20 protein-coding genes, 2 tRNA genes and 1 pseudogene are annotated in these 20,799 nt (G+C 45.9%); 9 read left to right on the top strand and 14 right to left on the bottom strand.

Annotated features, from left to right (window positions below; translation table 11 throughout):
• Positions 1–925 precede the first annotated feature (925 nt).
• Positions 926–1,186, top strand: a complete 261-nt coding sequence (locus ABJ081_05170) for a hypothetical protein (GenBank protein ID MEP6356051.1) — start codon at positions 926–928, stop codon at positions 1,184–1,186.
• A gap of 142 nt (positions 1,187–1,328) precedes the next feature.
• Here the strand turns inward: ABJ081_05170 and ABJ081_05165 are convergent, their stop codons facing one another.
• A complete protein-coding gene (locus ABJ081_05165; protein ID MEP6356050.1) occupies positions 1,329–1,790 on the bottom strand; it encodes a hypothetical protein in 462 nt (153 codons plus the stop codon).
• A gap of 228 nt (positions 1,791–2,018) precedes the next feature.
• Positions 2,019–2,108: transfer RNA gene (locus tag ABJ081_05160), tRNA-Ser, on the bottom strand.
• 311 nt (positions 2,109–2,419) lie between these two features.
• Between ABJ081_05160 and ABJ081_05155 the strand changes: the two genes are divergently transcribed.
• A complete protein-coding gene (locus tag ABJ081_05155) occupies positions 2,420–2,740 on the top strand; it encodes a hypothetical protein (protein ID MEP6356049.1) in 321 nt (106 codons plus the stop codon).
• Positions 2,741–2,869: 129 nt separating this feature from the next.
• Positions 2,870–3,526 carry a peptide-methionine (S)-S-oxide reductase MsrA gene (msrA, locus tag ABJ081_05150; GenBank protein ID MEP6356048.1) on the top strand — a complete coding sequence of 219 codons (657 nt, stop codon included), beginning with the start codon at positions 2,870–2,872 and terminating at the stop codon, positions 3,524–3,526.
• A gap of 17 nt (positions 3,527–3,543) precedes the next feature.
• Here msrA and mepA read toward each other — a convergent pair whose 3' ends face one another.
• Positions 3,544–4,488, bottom strand: coding sequence for a penicillin-insensitive murein endopeptidase (gene mepA / locus ABJ081_05145; GenBank protein ID MEP6356047.1), 945 nt, complete (start codon positions 4,486–4,488; stop codon positions 3,544–3,546).
• 174 nt (positions 4,489–4,662) lie between these two features.
• Here mepA and ABJ081_05140 point away from each other — a divergent pair, with 174 nt between their 5' ends.
• Together ABJ081_05140 and ABJ081_05135 are read left to right on the top strand one after the other, a co-directional pair.
• Positions 4,663–5,250 carry a DUF2799 domain-containing protein gene (locus tag ABJ081_05140; GenBank protein ID MEP6356046.1) on the top strand — a complete coding sequence of 196 codons (588 nt, stop codon included), beginning with the start codon at positions 4,663–4,665 and terminating at the stop codon, positions 5,248–5,250.
• Between the two features lie 105 nt (positions 5,251–5,355).
• Positions 5,356–5,826, top strand: coding sequence for a YtoQ family protein (locus ABJ081_05135; protein MEP6356045.1), 471 nt, complete (start codon positions 5,356–5,358; stop codon positions 5,824–5,826).
• 21 nt (positions 5,827–5,847) lie between these two features.
• Here the strand turns inward: ABJ081_05135 and ABJ081_05130 are convergent, their stop codons facing one another.
• Positions 5,848–6,537, bottom strand: a complete 690-nt coding sequence (locus ABJ081_05130) for a sugar transferase (GenBank protein ID MEP6356044.1) — start codon at positions 6,535–6,537, stop codon at positions 5,848–5,850.
• 385 nt (positions 6,538–6,922) lie between these two features.
• Complete coding sequence (locus tag ABJ081_05125; protein ID MEP6356043.1) at positions 6,923–9,091, bottom strand: malate synthase G; 2,169 nt, start codon at positions 9,089–9,091, stop codon at positions 6,923–6,925.
• Positions 9,092–9,315: 224 nt separating this feature from the next.
• Between ABJ081_05125 and ABJ081_05120 the strand changes: the two genes are divergently transcribed.
• On the top strand, positions 9,316–10,128 hold the full coding sequence (locus ABJ081_05120; protein ID MEP6356042.1) for a tellurium resistance protein TerC: 813 nt from the start codon (positions 9,316–9,318) through the stop codon (positions 10,126–10,128).
• An 85-nt stretch (positions 10,129–10,213) separates the two neighbouring features.
• Here ABJ081_05120 and ABJ081_05115 read toward each other — a convergent pair whose 3' ends face one another.
• From ABJ081_05115 to ABJ081_05105, 3 genes are all read right to left on the bottom strand, one after another.
• A complete protein-coding gene (locus ABJ081_05115) occupies positions 10,214–11,176 on the bottom strand; it encodes a diguanylate cyclase (protein ID MEP6356041.1) in 963 nt (320 codons plus the stop codon).
• 273 nt (positions 11,177–11,449) lie between these two features.
• The gene (infC, locus tag ABJ081_05110) at positions 11,450–11,995 is read right to left on the bottom strand and encodes a translation initiation factor IF-3 (GenBank protein ID MEP6356040.1); all 546 of its coding nucleotides are present in this window, start codon (positions 11,993–11,995) and stop codon (positions 11,450–11,452) included.
• A gap of 248 nt (positions 11,996–12,243) precedes the next feature.
• On the bottom strand, positions 12,244–12,372 hold the full coding sequence (locus ABJ081_05105) for a hypothetical protein (GenBank protein MEP6356039.1): 129 nt from the start codon (positions 12,370–12,372) through the stop codon (positions 12,244–12,246).
• A gap of 27 nt (positions 12,373–12,399) precedes the next feature.
• Here ABJ081_05105 and ABJ081_05100 point away from each other — a divergent pair, with 27 nt between their 5' ends.
• Positions 12,400–13,185: an alpha/beta hydrolase gene (locus tag ABJ081_05100; GenBank protein MEP6356038.1), complete on the top strand. Its 786-nt coding sequence runs from the start codon at positions 12,400–12,402 to the stop codon at positions 13,183–13,185.
• A gap of 6 nt (positions 13,186–13,191) precedes the next feature.
• Here the strand turns inward: ABJ081_05100 and ABJ081_05095 are convergent, their stop codons facing one another.
• The 3 genes from ABJ081_05095 to ABJ081_05085 are packed head-to-tail and all read right to left on the bottom strand — an operon-like array spanning position 13,192 to position 15,907.
• Positions 13,192–14,100 carry an SDR family oxidoreductase gene (locus ABJ081_05095; protein MEP6356037.1) on the bottom strand — a complete coding sequence of 303 codons (909 nt, stop codon included), beginning with the start codon at positions 14,098–14,100 and terminating at the stop codon, positions 13,192–13,194.
• The gene (gene queG, locus ABJ081_05090) at positions 14,097–15,323 is read right to left on the bottom strand and encodes a tRNA epoxyqueuosine(34) reductase QueG (GenBank protein ID MEP6356036.1); all 1,227 of its coding nucleotides are present in this window, start codon (positions 15,321–15,323) and stop codon (positions 14,097–14,099) included. The genes ABJ081_05095 and queG overlap by 4 nt, the downstream gene beginning before the upstream one ends.
• The gene (locus ABJ081_05085) at positions 15,221–15,907 is read right to left on the bottom strand and encodes a glutathione S-transferase family protein (GenBank protein MEP6356035.1); all 687 of its coding nucleotides are present in this window, start codon (positions 15,905–15,907) and stop codon (positions 15,221–15,223) included. The genes queG and ABJ081_05085 overlap by 103 nt, the downstream gene beginning before the upstream one ends.
• Positions 15,908–16,058: 151 nt before the next feature.
• Here ABJ081_05085 and ABJ081_05080 point away from each other — a divergent pair.
• Positions 16,059–16,862, top strand: a pseudogene (locus ABJ081_05080) (undecaprenyl-diphosphate phosphatase).
• A 201-nt stretch (positions 16,863–17,063) separates the two neighbouring features.
• Here ABJ081_05080 and ABJ081_05075 read toward each other — a convergent pair.
• A complete protein-coding gene (locus ABJ081_05075; protein ID MEP6356034.1) occupies positions 17,064–18,038 on the bottom strand; it encodes a complex I NDUFA9 subunit family protein in 975 nt (324 codons plus the stop codon).
• 234 nt (positions 18,039–18,272) lie between these two features.
• Here ABJ081_05075 and ABJ081_05070 point away from each other — a divergent pair.
• Positions 18,273–18,360, top strand: a tRNA-Leu gene (locus ABJ081_05070).
• Positions 18,361–18,423: 63 nt separating this feature from the next.
• On the opposite strand, the gene ABJ081_05065 is transcribed toward ABJ081_05070, so the two are convergent.
• Both ABJ081_05065 and ABJ081_05060 read right to left on the bottom strand, forming a co-directional pair.
• Positions 18,424–19,467 carry a GNAT family N-acetyltransferase gene (locus ABJ081_05065; GenBank protein ID MEP6356033.1) on the bottom strand — a complete coding sequence of 348 codons (1,044 nt, stop codon included), beginning with the start codon at positions 19,465–19,467 and terminating at the stop codon, positions 18,424–18,426.
• 603 nt (positions 19,468–20,070) lie between these two features.
• On the bottom strand, positions 20,071–20,679 hold the full coding sequence (locus tag ABJ081_05060; protein MEP6356032.1) for an antibiotic biosynthesis monooxygenase: 609 nt from the start codon (positions 20,677–20,679) through the stop codon (positions 20,071–20,073).
• Between the last annotated feature and the right edge of the window lie 120 nt (positions 20,680–20,799).

Genomic DNA, 20,799 nt, shown 5'->3' with positions numbered 1-20,799 from the left:
GGAATTCGGTTGTGAACATGTGGCGTAAAAATGGAATCACATGCCTACAGTGTACAGAAGGTGATTTTTAAATAGAGATGCCTTATTGACTGCTAAGTTATTTGAATATGGCCTAGCATATCTGACATTGCATCTTGCCCTGCGCCTGCAAGCAGGGAGAACATCAAGGGACTCGATGTTGCGGAATGTCAATTTCTGCTTTCGAAAATTTACGCTGCTGCATAGGTAAGTCGCACCAAAGGCAGCAATGGGCCGCTTCCAATAATTAAATTCTCATTAAATGCTAAAAGCACAGTTTCAAATCTTCAGGTGTTTTTACGACAATTCCAAGTTCTTGATACAGCCGTTCCGGAGCATTTAGTATGTCTGTGTCTTCAGTAACAAAAATATCTCTTTCATTTATGTAGTGATGGAATAATTGTCTGCAATCCCTTCGGTGTGCGGGGCCTATGATTGACGCGATGACTTTGAATAGCTCCTCATGTTCTGACGTTATCCAATAGGACTGTGGACTTTTCTCCGAGTCGTTTCCGAACCCGCTTATCCCGTCGTGACATTCACAATCGAGATTACTACACGAAAAGCCAAATGGAAGTGAATTACGTTTAGTAATCTTGGAACCGCCTTGTGGCAACTCCATATCGTTTATGTACAATTCAATGTGTCCGGCACGCTCCAACTTCCTTAAAATTTTTTCATTGGCGCATACATCTTTGGTTATCTTTGGAACGTTTTGGATATTCATATTGGATGTCCGCTTCTGGAAATTGGTCTTATTCTACCAATGATAACATGAACGGCAAGTATGGGCCGATCACGACCTTCAGGCACAGAGCAAAGAGATATTGCAAGAATTTTTGTTAGGATATATCAAGGCTGTATGAATTTGATTTACCCAATAAATTTTGTAGGCCACGATCAGTGGATGGAAAACGGATACGCGCTCAATCTAGCCAATGGTGATGTCGTTACCCGCGATGGCGAAGTTCTTGGAAAATGGCGTGCCGTGGCATATGACCCAGATGCCGACGTCGGGGGCGGACAGTATGAGTTCATCAGAGACGGACATGATGGTGTTTTGTTTTCAGAAAATTTTGCGCTTCTGGATTCTAGGATCAGTCGGGGATTAGCATTGTCAAATCTGACTCGAACAATCAAAGAATGGCAGGAAGCTGAACTTTTATAACTTTACTGTCCTGTGTATGAGCAACTCGTCTGAAAACCTCCGAGTCTTTTGCCTTAACCAGATGCCAAAAATTTATCGATGCCCGCTTCTGGGAAGAAGTAGTGCAGCTTAGACAATCATTGTCAATTTCAACTATGGGCGGTTAATGGTTTTCGAAATTATTGTACGGCGTTTCTAGTGCTATGCAGGCGTATGCTTCCAGCATAGATTGCCTTGTCGGGTCCGCTTCTTCAACATAGCGGTAATCCATTGCAAGAACCCTTTCCTTCGCTTTGAAGAACTCAGCTGCGAGGATGGGGTTTTTTAAACGCTCGGATTGTCCATCCCCTTTTTTGTAAGTAGGGGATGGTATGTTGCATTTTTCACAAGCTAACTTATAGGCAAAGCTAGCCTGGTTGTGCGGTGAGCCTCGGTTAGTATGTTGCTTGTACCGCTTGCGCATTGTGTTGGATCTACCAACGTATAGGTGGGCCCCATTTTCGCTGAAAAGGTACACGCCTCGTTTCGGCATATCCAAAGGCGGTTCAAAAACCGATTCCATTGCAAGTAATCGTTCAAAGGTTGGGTGAAGACCTTCTATTAAGGCTTTAAAAGTTTTGTCCATAAATGTCTGCTTTCGGGCATAGAATGTTTTCCAGGCTTGATTCTGTCAACGTCCACTATGGGCTGAAGTTTTATTTTACATAATGTCTCTTAAATAGCGAAAAGTGATAACTTAAGTCACATTTTTGATGATTTCTAATTCGCATAATCAATCAAGCTAAATTATGGTGGGTTGTTTGGCGGATAATATATTATAAGATAGGCAATAACCAATAAAAACAATGGTAAATGGCGGACAGACAGGGATTCGAACCCTGGAGACGGTCACCCGCCTACACACTTTCCAGGCGTGCGCCTTCGACCACTCGGCCACCTGTCCTTATATACGCACGGGATGGAAAACCCGTGGGGTCTAAGATAAGCGCACGGCTCACTTAAATGGACTGCTTTGTTTTACAAAGCATTGGCGCCTTCGACCACTCGGCCACCTGTCCGCATTAGTATTCAATTGCACACTTTCTGCAGTGGCGCACTATACTGATCACGAATGGTAAGGCAAGCAGCATTTTACCTTATATCAGTGCCCTCTCGTATGTTGAAAACAAGGGTCAAAGGGCTGACTGTATTTGCATTTATTTAGATATACCCTATCTAGATTGTGCATGTGTCATCTTACCAGTGAAGATAGTAATGGTCCGCTCCCTTTTTAGACTGATCGGTTATATGCTTTTGGCTGTTGCCTTTGTTGCGCTCGTTCTTGATGGCGTGGCATATCTTGCAACGGGCGAGATAAAGTTTGCAGCTGCAGGGCAGTCGTGGACAGATATTGCGCCGGCAAGCCTTAATCAGGTGCAATATGCGATTCAAGAAAAGCTGGGTCTTGTCCGATTCTGGGACAATGTTATGCAGTGGCTTCTGCTTCAACCGACTGCCGCTGTCATAGCTGGGTTAGGCCTTGTCTTTTGTTTTCTTGGGCGACGTCGTAAAAAACAAGATAAATTTGCAACTTAATCAACGCGATTGCGATGTATCGTGCTTGTGAGTTGCCGTGTGCCTTGATCTCATCCATATTATAAAAAGCGCGTGCCAGTGTGGCTTTGTGCGCTCTAGCTTTCGTTATAATAAGTAGGAGTTGTCTTCATGTTCCTTTTTGATGTTTTAAAAAATAAAATTTCAGTGCCACAGCCACACGAGGCTTTGCCCGGGCGGGATGAAGAAATAGCCGTGCCGGATGTCCATTATGTAAATGGCAATCCGATCAAAGGACCGTTTCCGGAGCATTTGGAGCAAATTGTTATTGGTCTTGGATGTTTCTGGGGGGCTGAGCGTGTCTTTTGGAAAATGGAAGGTGTTTATAGCACGGCTGTTGGTTACGCCGCAGGCCATACGCCTAACCCAACCTACCGCGAAGTATGCACGGGCAAAACTGGCCACAATGAAGTTGTGCTAGTCGTCTTTGATCCTGCAATTGTGTCGCGAAGAAAAATTATCGCGAAGTTTTTTGAAAGCCATAATCCGACAGAAGGCATGCGGCAGGGTAATGATGTGGGCACGCAATATCGTTCCGGCATATATTTTAATTCTGAAGAACAGCGCGAGACTGCCGAGGCCGTGAAAGAAGCCTATCAGGTTGAACTTTCAAAGAAGGGCTTTTCGTCGATCACAACAGAAATCAAACAAGCGACACCATTTTATTATGCAGAAGAAGCCCATCAGCAATATCTTGCGAAAAATCCAGGCGGATATTGTGGTCTGGGTGGCGTGGGGCTGACCTGTCCTGTTGGCGTTGATGCTTAGCGTTGGATAGTGAGCGCTCAGCGTACAGGATTGAAACGAGGCTGCGGTGTCGTTGCAGTTGGTCTCGACGGTAGGCGAACGGTTGCGGTATTCAGGACCGTTTCACAATAATTGGGTAAACTGCTAAGAGTGACGGGTGGTCTAGGCTTGCGCGGTTTGCTTGGTGTTGTGGAAGGTTTGGGCGGCGCGAGCCAGCTTGCCAATTCAGCGCCGCAGCCATCGCCCGCAGGCGGACGTGATTGGTTTTTGCATCCTTGAGACCCAGGAGGGCATGATAGCCTGACATGCATATGGAAATGATGGCCGGCCCAAGGGCGCACCTTGCTCAGCCATTTGCGATCACTGCCAGCAACGCGGCAAAGTTCTTTTTTGATAATGGGGTTGACGAAAATGCGAGCCACTTCGCGGTAGGACGCCGCTCGCTTGATTAGCTTTACGTGCTTGGGCGTCCATACTTTGCGATTGACTTCTTTGGTATTGAAGTTGACCGTTGACACAGCGCTAAGCTTTTCGCGCTCTTTTCGTGACAAGCGATGGTTTGGCATTTCATTCAGCCATATATCAGCATCAAGGCCAATTTGATGAGATCTGTGCCCCGTGAGCATAGGGCCGCCGCGTGGCTGTGCTAGATCTCCAACCATAAGGCCGTTCCAGTCGCCAGATTCGCCTGCGTCTTCCGCTAGCTGCTTAACATACCGGATCAGGGAAGGGTGCCCCCAGTTGCGATTGCGAGAAAGCCGCATGACTTGCCAGTAGCGACCATCGATATTTATTTCTTGACCACCAGCAAGGCATCCACGCGCATAAGAGCCAATTGAGCGTGCTTTAAGGGGTGCGGCAGTGGACTTAAAACCAAACAATCGTTTTGCTGGAATAGCGTCTTGAGCAAATACTTGATGAGAAGGTGACATCATAGCAAGGGACATAATGATGCCCCCAATGATTGGCTTTAGATAAGTCATGGCACTCCCTTAATCGCAAATCCCTTGAATCGTGCATCAAACATAGGCCAATAATCAATCAATCGGCAAGCTTGCGCTTTTTAGTGCCTAATATTGCAGGCAAACCCTAAAAGAGTTTATTCTTAAAACAGTAAGCTTTTGGATCGGGGATGGATTGGGGAATCGGGGCCAAAGATGATCAAGCTAACAGCATTTTTAGGGTTTTTTGTGGGGCTGCTCGCATTGAGCGCTTGCGCTACGTTGAATGAAGATGAGTGTAAAACTGTTGATTGGAAACAACTAGGGGATATTGATGGATCCCAAGGACATCCATCATCTCGCATCGCACAGCATAGCAAGGCTTGTGAAAAACACGGCCTTCCGGTGAATGTTGCTGCTTATAACCAAGGTTGGAAGGTTGCTATCGCGCGCTATTGCACAGCCCAAAACGGTTTTAATTTGGGCAAGCGTGGTGCGACTTATCGCGGTTCGTGTCCATCAGAATTTGCCGCCGCTTTTGAGAGTGCTTATCGCCCAACCAAAAACCTTCATGATGCGGTCAAGAGGCTGCAAAGTGCAGAACAAGCTATCGAACAGGATATTGATGAAATATCGCGATTGTCTCACTCCAAAGATCCCAAAAAGCTAAAAAACCTAAAATATGTGAGTGAGCGTCTGAAGACAAACCAGGGGGATATTCATAGATTGCGGGCAAATGTTGCCTCAGCCCGGCGCCGCGTGCAGGATTATTTGAGAGAAAATCCAGATATAAGGGCATCATAGAGGTATAGGCATAGTTTCTATCGCTATGTTGCGATATTCTTTTGGATGTGTCTTTGACTTGAGCTAAAAAGCTTAAATCGTTGTCGAGTATAGGAAGGCTATCCAATGACGTGGAACGTATATCTATCAGGTGAAATTCATAGCAATTGGCGTGAAGAGATTGAGGCTGCAACGCAGGCTGCCAATCTCCCTGTCACCTTCTCAGCCCCCGTCACCCACCATGAGGCATCAGATGATTGTGGTGTAACAATCCTTGGTGCGGAGCCAAATAAGTTTTGGCATGACAATAAAGGTGCGAAAGTCAATGCAATTCGCACCCGCACATTAATCGAGAAAGCGGATATTGTTGTTGTGCGCTTTGGTGAGAAATACAAACAATGGAATGCAGCTTTTGATGCCGGTTATGCCTCGGCCCTTGGAAAATCATTGATCGTTATACACGGCGCAGAACATCAACACGCGCTCAAAGAAGTAGATGGCGCTGCATTAGCTGTGACAGACACACCAACGGATGTTGCCGATATACTGGCCTATGTCATCAATGGCACTTTAAAGGGCTATACAGATCAGTCATAAGCGGCTGAATAAGGCTTAACCCTAATAAGCATCATGGGTTAGTAGGCTGACGACGGTCATCGCTAAAATGCGAATATCAAACGACATGCTACGGTTGCGAACATAATAGATATCGCGACATAACCGGCCTATCATTTGCTGCATTTTTTCTGTGTTTCCACGGAAACCTTTACACTGAGCAAGGCCTGTGATTCCCGGCTTCATTAAAAAGCGGCGGTTATAACCAAAGATTTTGCGGGCATAGTCATCATCCATTGCGATCGCATGAGGACGAGGGCCTACGAGCGACATATCACCACGTACAACATTCCAAAGCTGTGGCAGTTCATCAAGGCTGGTGCGACGCAAAAAAGCACCAAGTTTTGTGATCCGTGGATCGTGCTTTCGTGCTTGAGTGAAATTGTCGCCGCTTTCCATGACGCTCATGGTGCGGAATTTGAAAATTGTGAACTGCATTTTAAATCGGCCATAGCGGCGTTGCTGAAACAGCACGGGGCCTTCTGATGTCAGTTTGATGGCGATGGCAATAAGAATCAGGACGGGTGCAAGAAAAACAAGCAAGAAGCTTGCTAATAAGAAATCGAAAATTCTCTTGCGGCGTTCTTGGAGAATCCCAACCATACCCAATTTAGGTAGTCTTTTGATACTGTTTGCTCGGAAGTTTAATCCCGCACCGCAACGCTCAGTAATAGCACTCGAAACAATTAACATTTAGCCCACTCTTCAGATCTGCTTTTAAACCCTTACGTATCCTGTGCGTTAATGGATCATTAACGATAGAATTTTTGTATGTTCAGCAGATGCTTTTAACCATACGCCTTGCATATGGTTAATGTGGGTTAACTTTTCAATTAAACAATGACGAAGTAGACAATGCTACCCCATATTGTAAGGCAAAATGCGATGATCGTGATAATAGCCAAGGGTCTCGCAGGGATGGCTATTTTTGTGCCATGATCCGTAATGTCAGACTGCAATATATTATCTGTTTTTGAATTCATCACTTACCTACCACGATTCAGTTTGTACTTTATCACGGTAGGTAGCGAAAGTTAATAATAGTCTAAACACACTTTAATAACGATTGATTGCCTATTCAGGTCGCTGCTTTCACTTCGAGGCGACGAGCATGTAAAATTGGCTCGGTATAGCCTGCTGGTTGCTCTGCACCCTTAAACACCAAGTCACATGCGGCAGAAAAAGCGATTGAGGCATCAAAGTTTTTCGCCATTGGTTGATACAGTTTATCACTTGCGTTTTGACTGTCCACGATGGCGGCCATTTTTTTCATGGCGGTCATCACTTGATCTTCGGTGCAAACCCCATGATGCAACCAGTTTGCAATATGTTGAGAAGAAATCCGCAATGTGGCGCGATCTTCCATGAGGCCAACATTATTGATATCGGGCACTTTAGAGCAGCCAACACCTTGATCAACCCAACGCACAACATAGCCAAGGATGCCTTGGGCATTGTTTTCAAGCTCGGCACGAATGTCATCTTCTGCCCAGTTCGGTCGCTCAGCCACCGGAATAGACAAGATGTCATCAAGGCTGGCTCTGTCACGAGAATTGATTTCTTTTTGGCGGTCTTTCACATTGATTTTGTGATAATGCGTTGCGTGAAGCGTGGCAGCCGTGGGGGAGGGCACCCACGCTGTATTGGCGCCGGCCATGGGGTGTCCGGCTTTCTGCTCAAGCATGGCAGCCATCAAGTCCGGCATGGCCCACATGCCTTTACCGATCTGCGCATGACCAGCAAGACCGCATTCAAGACCAATGTCCACATTCCAGTCTTCATAAGCCGAAATCCAAGGTGACTGTTTCATATCAGCCTTGCGGATCATCGGTCCTGCTTCCATGGAGGTATGAATTTCGTCTCCCGTACGATCAAGGAAGCCTGTATTAATAAAGGCAACGCGTGATTTTGCAGCGCGAATACATTCTTTGAGATTCACCGTGGTGCGGCGTTCTTCATCCATGATGCCCATTTTAATGGTGTTTGGTGCCATGCCAACAATCTTCTCGACTCGGCCAAACAGCGTATCTGCAAAGGCAACTTCTTCTGGTCCGTGCATTTTGGGTTTCACCACATACATGGAGCCTTTAATCGAATTGGCACGCCGACCATTGGGGCCAACATCATGAAGCGCAATCAGCGCTGTCATAGCGGCATCCATAATACCTTCCGGTATTTCATTGCCATCTTTGTCATGGATGGCTGGGTTGGTCATCAAATGTCCAACATTGCGTACGAGCATTAAGGAGCGGGCTTTGAGTGTAATGCTGGAACCATCAGGGCTTGTAAATTCAAGGTCATCATTGAGTTTGCGGACAATTGTCTTGCCGCCTTTTTCCATCGTTTCTTCCAGATCACCTTTCATCAGACCAAGCCAGTTGCGATAGGCAAGAATTTTATCTTCTGCATCAACGGCGGCGACACTGTCTTCGCAATCCATTATTGTGCTCATGGCTGATTCAAGCCACATATCGGATATATGTGCGGGATCATCTTTGCCGATTTGATGATCAGCATTGATGTGGACACCGATATGCAGGCCGTTTTTAGCAAACATCAAGGCGCTTGGTGCGTTCGCCGCACCTTTGTAGCCGACAAATTGCGAGGCGTCTTTTAGACCCGTTGTGCTTCCGTCTTTCAAGGTGATTGTGCACGAACCATTTTCCACAGCAAAACTAGTGGCGTCATTCCAGTCACCGTTGAGTGGTACGCTTTCATTGATATGTTTACGCGCCCAAGCAATCACCTTAGCGCCGCGTACTGGATTGTAGCCGCCAGATTTTTCTGCGCCATCCTCCTCAGAAATAGCATCTGTTCCATAAAGAGCATCATAGAGTGAGCCCCATCGAGCATTGGCAGCATTGAGGGCGTAGCGGGCGTTCATAATAGGCACCACGAGCTGAGCGCCGGCAACGTCAGAAATCTCAGGATCCACATTGCTTGTATCAACTGAGAAGGCTTTGCCTTCTTCAACCAGATAGCCAGTCTTTTTTAAAAAGGCCTTATAGTCATTCATGTTGAAATGACCGGCGCGGTTTTCTTTATGCCATGCGTTGATTGTTTCTTGGAGCGCTTCACGCTTTTCCAAGAGGGCGCGGTTTGTGGGAGCAAGCTCATGGACCAGATTAGCAAACCCATCCCAAAATGTCTGACTATCTACGCCGGTACCAAGTATAGCTTCGTTGTTGATGAAGTCATACAATGCTTGATCGATCTTTAGGCCGTCATGTTCAACTGTATTAGACATTTCCGATATTCCCCGGGTGTTTCATTGTGCTTGAAGCTTACGAATAACGTATAGATAGTATCCGTCAATCAAACTATAGGCATAACATTTATGAAAATTTGGAATAAACGAGATCTTTTGGCAACAACATAATGGCAATATCTCGCTTAAAAATTTGATGTGTGTTGAACGTTGCCTCATGTTCGAGTAAATGAGAAGAAATAATATAATTTAGAGGGTTGAATATGTTGGAGCTGCTCACGCTAGATAATCTTTTCACGCTTGCCATGTTGATATTGCTGCAAGCTGTTTTGGGTTTTGACAACTTGCTTTACATATCGATCGAATCGAAGCGGGTACCGTTGCACCAGCAGGCGGCTACGCGCCGTTTGGGTATTGGTATCGCCATTATACTGCGTCTTGTTTTGTTGTTTGTGCTTGTAAAAGCGATAGCTCTGTTTCAAGACACGCTGTTTTCATTCAACTATCCAGGTATCGTAGAAGGCGCCTTCACGGGCCATTCACTGATCGTATTGGTCGGTGGTGTGTTCTTGCTTTACACGGCAATCAAAGAAATCAGTCACATGATGTCCATAGAAGATCTGGACCATGAAGGCGAAAGCGGCGCTAAACGCTCCATGTGGTCTGCCGTCGCATATATTGTTGCCATGAATCTCGTCTTTTCATTCGATTCCATTTTAGGCGCTATGGCCCTCACAGATACTTTTGCGCTCATGGCAATAGCTGTGATCATTTCAGGCATCATGATGATTTTGCTGGCTGATCATGTTGCGGAATTTTTGAAGAAAAATCGCATGTATGAGGTTTTAGGTCTTTTCATTCTATTCATAGTTGGTATTTTATTGCTGTCAGAAGGTGGACATCTGGCGCATTTGAAACTTGCAGGTTTTGCGGTTGAGCCGATGGCTAAAAGCACATTCTATTTTGTGATTGGTGTGCTGATTGTCGTGGACATCGTACAGGGGCGCTATCAGAAGAAATTGAGCGTCGAGCGAAAAATGCAAACCGCAGGTGATCATACCCCTGATCTAGGATAAAGATGGATCAAGAAGTCTTATCGATGAATTCAAATAGATTGGATTGGATAGGCTCCTAGGCTGCGGCATAAAATAAGAAACTCAATTAGGCGGCAGATGAGTTGTCTTTAATTTTATCTTCGTGCTCAAGGATAAATTGAACAACATTGCGGCCAGAATTTTTTGCTTCGTAGAGATAATTGTCCGCGCGATTAAGAGTGCTATCGATCTTAGTCTCATGTGCTACCCACATGGTTCCACCGACACTTGTTGTGAAGTGAATCGGGTCTCCATTGACCATCACTGTAGCCTTCTCAATCCGTTGCCGAACGCGTTCAGCAATGTTTCGGGCTGCACCTTCCGGTGTATCAGGTAGCAATAGACAAAATTCCTCACCTCCAAGACGGGCAAAAATATCTGATGTGCGGCAGCAGTCGCTTACAACTTTGGTAAAGCGCAAGAGGACTTCGTCACCGATAGCATGGCCATAGGTATCGTTTAGGTCTTTGAATTTATCGAGATCAAACATCAGCACGCCAACATCAAGGTCGCCAACTTTTGCGTAATCGATAATCTCTTTTGCTTGATCATAAAAAGCTCGGCGATTGTATATGCCGGTGAGCGGGTCAAGCGAAGCAAGTTCCTTCAACTTCCCTTGCTGGGAGCGTAACTCACGGTGCTTTTCTTCCAGTTCTTTTTCATACTGAACGAACTGGCTGATATCGTTCATGATACACATGATACATTGGCCGTATTCTGGAATTGTTACTAAGCGTTTTTTAGCTTGAATAATAAGTTCAGATTTATCTTTTTTAAGATGCGTCATGACATAGTCATTGTTCTTCGCATCTTTTTTTAAGGCCATATCCGTGGTTTTTGATTTAAACGCTGTCTGTGTATTGGCGAAATCTTCAACACGTTTGCCAATAATACGGCTTTTTGGCATTTCAATAAGTTCGAAAAAAGCTGGATTAGCATAAATAAAAATGCCTCCACCGTCTTTCAAATAGACAGGGCAAGGCATTTCGTCCAACAACATTCTTGTTATGACGTTATTTATGTCAAGCACTGTAACACTCCTCGTCACCCATTTATTTCTTATGATGTGAAACCATATCGTTGGTTTTGGCCCTTGCGGGAAAAATGGATACTAATACTTTATGGTATACGCAAAACGTTACGTTAGGGTAAAAATAGAACGTAGTTGTACGCTATCCTTCATGCTTTACCTTTATTGAGTTAACGTATTATTTTAAATATTACACTTGCGCCTTTTGAACCACCGGGTCAGCCTCGGTGATTGCACGGATAGAGAATTTTAAATAATCTAAATTGCCAAGTGCTACTTTGAGTTTGTTGGTGCCAATACCATAATCATCTGGCGTCCTTCGAGCTTAGGCTCGAATTCGACTTTAGAAATGCTAGCAGTATCTGATTTTACTTTTTGTAAAAGTTGCATACCAAGCTCTTGGTGCGCCATTTCGCGACCACGAAAACGCAGCGTTACCTTCACTTTGTCACCTTGATCGAAAAATTTAACCATCGATCGCATCTTCACGTCATAATCATGAGTGTCGATGTTTGGGCGCATTTTAATTTCTTTGATATCGACCGTTTTTTGCTTCTTGCGGGCTTCTGCGGCTTTTTTCTGATTTTTAAATTTCAGCTTGCCGTAATCCAGTATTTTACACACTGGCATGCCTTGGCCAGCGTTAATTTCCACAAGGTCGAGCCCTGAGTCGGCGGCCATTTCTAGCGCCTTTTCTATCGGTGTTTCGCCGTGGTTTTCACCTTCAGCATCGATAAGTTGCACAGCTGGAACGCGAATGTCTTCATTTGTGCGTGGGCCTTCTTTTTTGGGCTCTTGCCCTCTCGTTGGTCTGCGAATTGTCCTGGTCTCCTAATTTATTGATGATAAGCGCCAAAATTGACGCAAAGCCAAGTTTACACCTTTTCGCATAAAGTCAACAGATATCCTTTGTTTAAGCCCTTGAAAGGCCCAGAACTCGTTCATAAACGCTGATCATCTTAGAAATCGTCTGTTCTTTGGAAAAATACTTCAAAATTCTCGCTCGCCCAATTTCATCCATACGACATCGTTTTGCAGGTGCCATCGTTATGATTTAGTCAATAGCGTTAGTCAGTGCGCACACATTTCTCAAGAGTATGCGCAGCCCCGTCGGCTTCCAGTGTCGGGATAACTTGCAAAACAGTCTTGCCATTCATGACAGCCATGTCAGTCTGTGCGTCTTGTATATCTTTCATCTGCACACCCATAAACGAGCCTGTCTTTTGAGCGAAGAGATTTTAGCCCAACTGAACATTGAATACCTGAGCGTCGGTAATGACGATGAGGCGCGCAATATTGCTTATATCGCAGGTGAAGGCAGTAATACAAAGTCCGGTTTATTCTGGCTAAGTGGTTTTAAATCCTCGATGCGTGGCTTAAAGGCAGAAGCGCTGGCACAGTGGGCACATGCCAACGACCACGTCTGCACCCGTATGGATTATTCGGGGCACGGTGCATCTCATGGTGACTTTCTCGATGGTACAATCACTCGGTGGTTGGAAGAAGCGCTTGCCGTCTTTAAAACCGTAACAAAAGGCCCGCAAATTATCATTGGTTCATCAATGGGTGGTTGGCTGGCTCTTCTTTTGGCGCATAGTCTTGCCCGTGAAAACCGAGTTGTCGGTATTATACTGATTGCTCCAGCATGGGATATGACAGAGCGTTTGATGATGAAGAAGTTTTCAGATGACGCCAGAGACGCATTAGAAAAGGACGGGTTTTATAAGCGTCCCTCTGAATATCAAGATGATGATTACATCATCACAAAAAAACTCATAGATGACGGTCAACATCATCTTATTGGTGATAAAAAAATGTATCTAAATTGCCCGTTGCATATTTTGCATGGTCAAAAAGATGTTGATGTGCCGTGGCAACATGGCCAAGAGCTAATGACACTTTTACCTCGCGATGATGTCACATTCACGCTTGTTCCAGACGGAGATCATCGCTTATCTCGCGATGAAGATTTAGACCGCCTATTAAAAATCATAGCAGCAATAGTCTAGCGCGCTTTAGCGGAGTTTTTTCAACAAAGGCAAGTCACGCCAAGTATTGCTCTGCCAAAGAGCGTCAAAGGCATCGCGATAAGTCGGATATTTCAATTCAATATCAAGGTCGCTGAGAAGTCTCTTGTTCGAGACGCGTTTTGTTTCGCCATAAAAAGAGCGGCCCATGGGCGACATATTGGCCGTATCATAATCAATGTCAGGCGGCACCGGCACATCCATCAGCTGAGCTGCATATTCCACCACGTCTTGGGGCGGCGCGGGTTCATTGTCTGCGCCATTAAATACACCACTCGCTTTGCGCAGTGCCATGGCTTCACTGATGCGACCAATGTCGCTGACATGGATGCGATTGAAAACCTGCCCTGGCTTAACAATGCGCCGGGCTTTGCCGGCCTCTAAATTGACGAAACCATTACGACCTGGTCCGTAAATGCCAGCAAGCCGCAAGAGCGCAATGGGAACATCGCACTCCTTTGCAAGCGTGCACCATGCTTCTTCGGCAGCCACGCGTTCTATGGAGCGGCGCGAGACCGGGCGCAGGTCGCCGGCCTCATCAACCCATGCACCTTGATGATCGCCATAAACCCCCACCGTTGAATAATAGCCAATCCATTGAAGAGCCTTACTCGCCTTTATATCTTCCGCGTGATGGGCCAACACGGGATCGTTTTCCCCTGGGCTGATGGAAATGATGATATGGGTTGCGGATGTAATATCTTGGCGCAATCGCTCATCGCCAGGTTTTTCACCACTAAAAACATGTGCCCGCAGGCCTGAGTCGCTAAGCTTCTCAGCTTTTTGCGCACTGCGTGTCGTTGCCGAAACCCAGCCGCCTTGCGCGATGCAATGAGGAGCTAATTGGTTGACCGCGCTGGTGGCGGAATAGCCTAGTCCAAAGACGAAAAGTTTCATGTTAAAGTCCATTCCTCAAGCACCATGGGATCATCTTCTTGTGGTGTATATTCCTTTTTTAGGTTTTCAAATGGGTGAGAATCAATAAGTTGCCTTAATGCCCATACCGCCATAGCGCGAACGAGAGACGATTCATCGCGCAGGCGAGGCATAAGACAGTCTACCAGATTTGGGTCATCGCTATTGCCAATGGCGATCATCACATTGGAGATAAATTTTGCTCGCCCGATCCGCTTCACCGGTGAGCCTGAAAAAAATGTTCTAAACTCACTGTCATCCAATGCGGCAAGCATTTGCAATGCTGGCGTTTGGAATTTTTCACGTGGTTGCAGTTTTATCTCAGACGCAGTTTGGGCAAATTTATTCCAAGGACAAACTGCAAGACAATCATCGCAGCCATAAATACGATTTCCCATCAATGGTCTGAGCGCCCGATCAATAGCCCCTTTGTGCTCAATCGTAAGGTAAGAAATGCAAAGCCGCGCATCAAGCTGATAGGGGGCGGGGAATGCATTGGTTGGGCAGATGTCGAGGCAGGAACGACAATTACCACAATGGTCCGCTTCGCTCTCATCTGGTGGCAAAGAAAAATCTGTAAAAATTGACCCCAGAAATGTCCATGACCCAAAGGAGCGCGAGACCAAATTGGTGTGCTTGCCTTGCCACCCGAGGCCCGCTTTTGCAGCCAGAGGTTTTTCCATCACGGGTGCAGTATCAACGAACACTTTGACATTGGCTTTATTAGCAGCGGCAAAACGTCCTGCGATCTGCTTCAACTTTCCTTTGATAAGGTCATGATAATCGCGGTTGGCCGCATAAACTGACAAGAGGCCTTTATCGCTTTTAGACAGATCATCGAGTGGATTATGTTGTGGTCCATAGTTCATCGCCAGCATGATGATGGATTTGGTGTCGGGCCATAGAATGTGAGGGTTCGCGCGCCAATCTGATCGCTCGCTCATCCATGACATGGTGCCGTGGCGGGCATGCTCTAAGAAAGCGGATAATTTTTTCGGTGCATCAGGAATCCCGTCAGGCGTTGTTATGCCGACAAGAGAAAACCCTTCTGCTAACGCATCTTCTATAAGACGCGCTTTTGACTTATGTTTAAGGTCCGTACTCAGAAGTCGAGATCCGCATAATGAGAGACAGGCGGCAGTCCACGTAGGCGTTCGGTTAATAATGTACGAAACGCGGGGCGCGATTTGACACGGGCATACCATGTCTTCGCCGCTTCTTCCTCTTCCCATGGCACATCGCCAGTATAATCCAGCACAGAAATAGCGGCCGCGGCTGCTAAGTCCGCATATGACAAACGCAAACCGCCCAGATAATTTCGAGTGCTTGCCAGATAAGATATATATTTCAGGTGTGGACGTATGTTCGCGCGTGCAGCGCGAATAACTTTACTGTCTGGTGCGCTATTATCGGTGCTTATTTCTATTTTATATAGTTTTTCATGAATAATATAATTGGTGGCTTCCGCTTCCATTTTAATCAGGAACCAATGGATAAGCCGTCGAATTTCAGAACGCTCAATAGGGTTCTCTGGCATCAAGCGGTGTTCGCGTCTCATCGGGCCGCGTGTTTCATCTAGATACTCTGCAATCACATCATGACCGCAAATGGCAGGTCCATCTCCATCAATCAAAATTGGAATGGTTCCAGCAGGGTTGATTTGCAGTAATGCTTCGCTCCGTTCCCATGGCTTCGCCTCAGTGAAGGAGGCTTCTTCGCCATACTCAGCTAAACATAACCTGACAAACCTACTTTGCGCAGAAAACGGATAATGGACCAATTTCAACATTTGTGATTTGTGCTTTCTCAAGTTTTGCCTCGTTACCTTCTGGCAACGCATTTGTGTCATTGTAACGATTAGTTAACGCTAAAAAGCCTACTTGTAACGCTGTAACGGCCTTTTTTGCCTGTGTCGACCCATCATTTATGAGTGAATACACATGGAATATGACTCAATTATTTCAGCATTGATTTTAGGTGTTGTGGAAGGGCTTACCGAGTTCATTCCCGTTTCATCCACGGGTCATATTCTGCTTCTAGGGCATTTTTTAGGCTTTGAAAGTACGGGTAAAACATTTGAAGTGCTGATTCAGCTGGGTGCTATTCTTGCCATCTTGACGATCTATTTTCATCGCCTTTTATCCATTGCTAAAGCGCTGCCAACAAGTGCGAGCGCCCGTAAGTTTGTATTGGGCGTCGTTATTGCTTTTTTGCCAGCTGCCTTTGCTGGCGTTTATCTGCATAAAATCATCAAAACGGTGCTATTTGAAAGCCCGATGTTGATTTGTATCATGTTGATTTTGGGCGGTTTTGCCCTGTTATGGGTTGACCGTAAAGCGTCCAAAATGACTCCAAAATTCACAGATATTGAAAAATATCCACTTTGGCTTTGCCTAGTGGTCGGCCTTTTCCAATGTCTGGCACTGGTTCCCGGCGTATCGCGCAGTGGTGCAACAATCGCTGGTTCACTGTTACTGGGTACTGACAAGCGCTCTGCTGCCGAGTTCACGTTTTTCCTCGCGATGCCAACAATGGGCGGCGCCTTTGCCTATGATCTATATAAAAACATCGATTACGTCACAGCCGATGATTTATTGCTTGTAGCTGTGGGTTTCGCGGCAGCTTTTGTGATGGGCGCGATTGTTGTCAAATATTTGCTCGATTTTGTCTCCAAACACGGCTTTGCTCCCTTCGCCTATTGGCGTATTTTTATCGGCGTGGTGGGTCTGATTGGATTATTCGTCTATACGCCGCTCACACAGAAAACAGCGGCGGCAGAGCGGGGCGATTCATTTCTAGTCGAGGCCCATATTGATCAGATAGCAACGGGGTCAATTCCGGCGACAAAACCGGCTATCACTATAATTTCTAAGAAGCGCCGCGATCCGGCATGGCACATCGGCGTCAAAAGTGACCGTTATGAGCGCTGATGCTCTGACGTTTTATTAAACTGATTTTGGTGCAAACTGACCATAAGCCCGATGTCGCTCAAGGTAGCTTGGCAATATAGCTTCCATGCTTTGCGGATTAATCCCTATACCTTCAAGCGTGCGGCGTTGTTTGATCGCTTGTTTGGAGACCACATTATCCACTTCAAGCATACGCACCTGATCCACCGTCAACAATGGTTTTGGTAAAAGTCCGAGGACGGCGCCTTGTAAACGTGCCAAGGCGAAAGGAATGGAAATGAGTGGTTTTTTACGCTGAATAACGCTCAGCATAAGCTCCAAACATTCTTTGAAGCTGGCAACGCGAGGGCCGCCTAACTCATAGGTCGCGCCCCCTTTCAAATCACCATCAATGCCGCGTGCTATAACCTCTGCCACATCACCAACGTAGACGGGCTGAAATCTCGTAGTCCCGCCACCAATTAAGGGGAGAGCTGGAGCCATTTTTGCCATATCAGCAAATCGGTTGAAGAAGTCATCTTCCGGTCCAAAAATGATGGAAGGGCGGACAATCACGCACTTGGGATTGTTTTGCAAAGCAGCGGCTTCGCCCTCGGCTTTTGTGCGTTGATAATCAACCTCACTTGCTGCATCAGCGCCGATTGCGGACATATGTACATAGGTCGAAATGCCAGCCTGTTTTGCAGCCTTAGCGACCACCCGCGCGCCGCGCGCTTGAACGGCATCAAAATTTTGTTTGCCTGAATTATATAAAATACCGACCAAATTGATCACGGCGTATGAGCCATCTAAAGCCCGCTCCACAGATTCAGGATAGCGTAAATTTGCCTGTATAGGCTGTATCTGACCAACACTACCAAGTGGACGCAAATATCCGGCAAGGTCGGGTCGTCTGCAAGCCACGCGGATGCGATAACCTCGCTCAGCTAGCGCTTTCACAACATAGCGTCCGATAAAACCGGAGCCGCCGAATATAGTTACCAATTTTTGATTGTTCGCACTCGAAGCCATAGCGGTGACGCACCTTTATTGTTGATTTGTCTTTTACTGTCTTAACTGTTTGCGCTACCACAAGACAAGAGCCCAAATGATCGTTTTGCGCTCTTTTCGCACCTTTCCGTATCAATCTTGCTTTATTGGTGTTGGATGTTTCAAGGGCAAGGGGTATGATTTTCTATAAGTCATTGACAGGCAAGCAAGGGCGGCCTTAGTCGTCTCTTCTCTCAGGCGCAATGCTGCTTGATTGCCCAGATGGGTGGAATTGGTGGAAGCGCCAGCTTCAGGTGCTGGTACTGGCAACGGTGTGGAGGTTCGAGCCCTCTTCTGGGTACCAAATTGTTTCACGACAGTTTCGCGCCGCTCAACGCCTGTAAATCGAATAATGAATTCTGCCTTTTTAGTGCAATTTAGGATTGAGTTTTTTTAAAAAATTTTTCAACGGTTTAGCGTGTGCGTAAGTGTGTGACACCAAATATCCAGCTAAAGTGCTCGTATAGACGGCGTTATGTATATTGATTTGGTCGGTTCCAAAATCATTTTTATAGCTTTCATCTCCAAGGGCGAAATCAAAGACTTTGAAACGATGATCGATCCTGTCCGCAATTGTAGCGTTAATCGCCAGGATGCCGACGGAATATTTACTGTATTTTTCATGCAGAAAGCCTCCAAGAATATAGCAGTGTGTTCCATCTAAGTTCAAGCCGAAGAACGCTGCGACAATCTCGCCATTCAGGTGTATTACCGAAGTTTGCACGCACCCGTCTTGCGCATGATCAAGAGCAAGAGATAGATAAAAGTTATAGAATGCTGGCTGATTGAGTATATCAGCTTTATAACGCGCACTTCTTTGCTTGCGGATAAATTCCATCGCCGCTCGAATCTGTTCCGCATCTTTAGCGATGCTGAATTGAAATTCTCCGTGATCTGCAATCAGGTTCTTCATTCGCCGGCGGTTGGACGACCTGAATTTGGCAGTCAGTTTGTCCAATGCCCAACTGTCAAAGGATGAAGACAGAGTAACTTCATGGGCATGAAAGTCGGCTTTCGACAAAGTGGCGCCACCCAAAATGTCTTCGATTTTTGGTTTATCTGAACGTTGTTTGCGAAAGAAGAAAACATCAAACGGATTGAGGGCTTTTAAAATACATCGTTGAAGCTCTTGGTTTTCACTAATCATTGCCAGCGTTTCCTCTCGCGCAATGATGCAATTATAATCAGAAACCCCCATATCGGCAGATTGCACAATCTTTAAACCTGCAGAATGTTGGCGGACACAAGGCAACAGGAATAGCAGTAAACCATCGCCATCACGGATTGTAATGATGATGGGCGTGAGAGAGTATGGATCTATGAGATTGGCATAAAACGCGTTGAGCCAGAATGGCGCTTGAAACACCGTGGCGCAAGACGCCTCGAAAAGCGCTTTATATTCTGCACTCAAGAAATCAAAATCATCCTCAACGGTGACAACCCATGATTGAATTGGGGATGTGTTGTTCGTTTTTATTTGAGTTTGGTGAGGAGGCAAAAAACTCATCTCATTCTCCGTTTAGGCTTTGTAATTTTGATCTTTTAAGATTCATAGATGTATGCCTTTGTTCTAGTTGAGTTAGCTTTAAGGCAACTTAATTAGATGTATGAGAATTTGCGCTCAATGCGATATAAAATATTAATATTAACATTAATATTAATCTTGAGTTTTTCACAAAGCACCCCTTTCTTAGAAGGGGGGAAATTTGTAGTTCAGCGTTTGCCAGATCTTTGTTTGATGCCAATCCATCGACATTCATTCCAAACAGATCAGTGAATAGGCCAAGCGGCAAGAATATTGCGGTTACATCGGCGAGAAGCAGTATATTGTTATTCATTGTGTCAGCACGTAGGGCGGCCAATACCTCTTGCGCAACGATAGCTCGCTCTCAGATGGCATCCAATGTTTCAGCCAAGCGAATGGTGCGCTCGACGACCTTTTCCAGACGTTGCTGATCACGAGGCAAGAGCCCAAATGATCGTTTTACGCACTTTCCGCACCTTTGGTGATCATTTAGTTCGCTGGCTTGAAATATTGTGGAGCCTCGTCGCGATCAAACATGCCGTAGTCACGCGAAACACTGCTTATAATGACGCGGGTTACACTCGTATCTTGTTTTGCAGCTTGTGCCAGCCTAGTTGCTTCTTGTGTGGATGCGGCGGTTTCAATTGTTAAATAAGTGTCTTGATGGTTGACGCTGGTGAACAATTCACCGGACCCTTTGTACGGCTCGCCCTTGCTGGCCGTGATAACCAATAATCTTGTATCAGCAGCGTCAGCGGAGCGGTAAGATCCTTCAGCACTCCATGTGCTTGGGTTTTCATCGCGATTATCGACCTCCAAAGCATGGGAAATGCGAATGCGATAGTCGACAAAATGTTGATAACGGCCCGCGGCTTGTGACTGATGGTGAGTGGCATCCGTGCGCCATTTTGAGATAGCAGCTTCATCTTTCCATAGGGAGTGAGACAAAATGATCTTGGGGCGCGAAAGTGATTTAAACCGATCGATAAACAGTAACCCTTCATGTTTAGCCAAGAGTGGACGCAGTTTTTCAACATGACTGAAATAATGCGCCTCATGCCCATCGCGCGGCTCCATTTCGAACAAAAGAACTTGCATTGCTTTTCCTTTTACTGCGTGTGGATAGCAGTCGTTTATGCCAGTCTATAGTAATTAGTTTGGTCGTAAATACCTGTGACCGATATGATATTCGTGCAGTCATGAATGCGTTCCGCTTAA

It is taken from the genome of Hyphomicrobiales bacterium (genome assembly GCA_039989895.1).
In the GTDB taxonomy this organism is placed as follows: domain Bacteria; phylum Pseudomonadota; class Alphaproteobacteria; order Rhizobiales; family JACESI01; genus JACESI01.
Note: the sequence above shows the minus strand (reverse complement) of the source record. Positions and strands in the feature narration are given on the sequence as shown.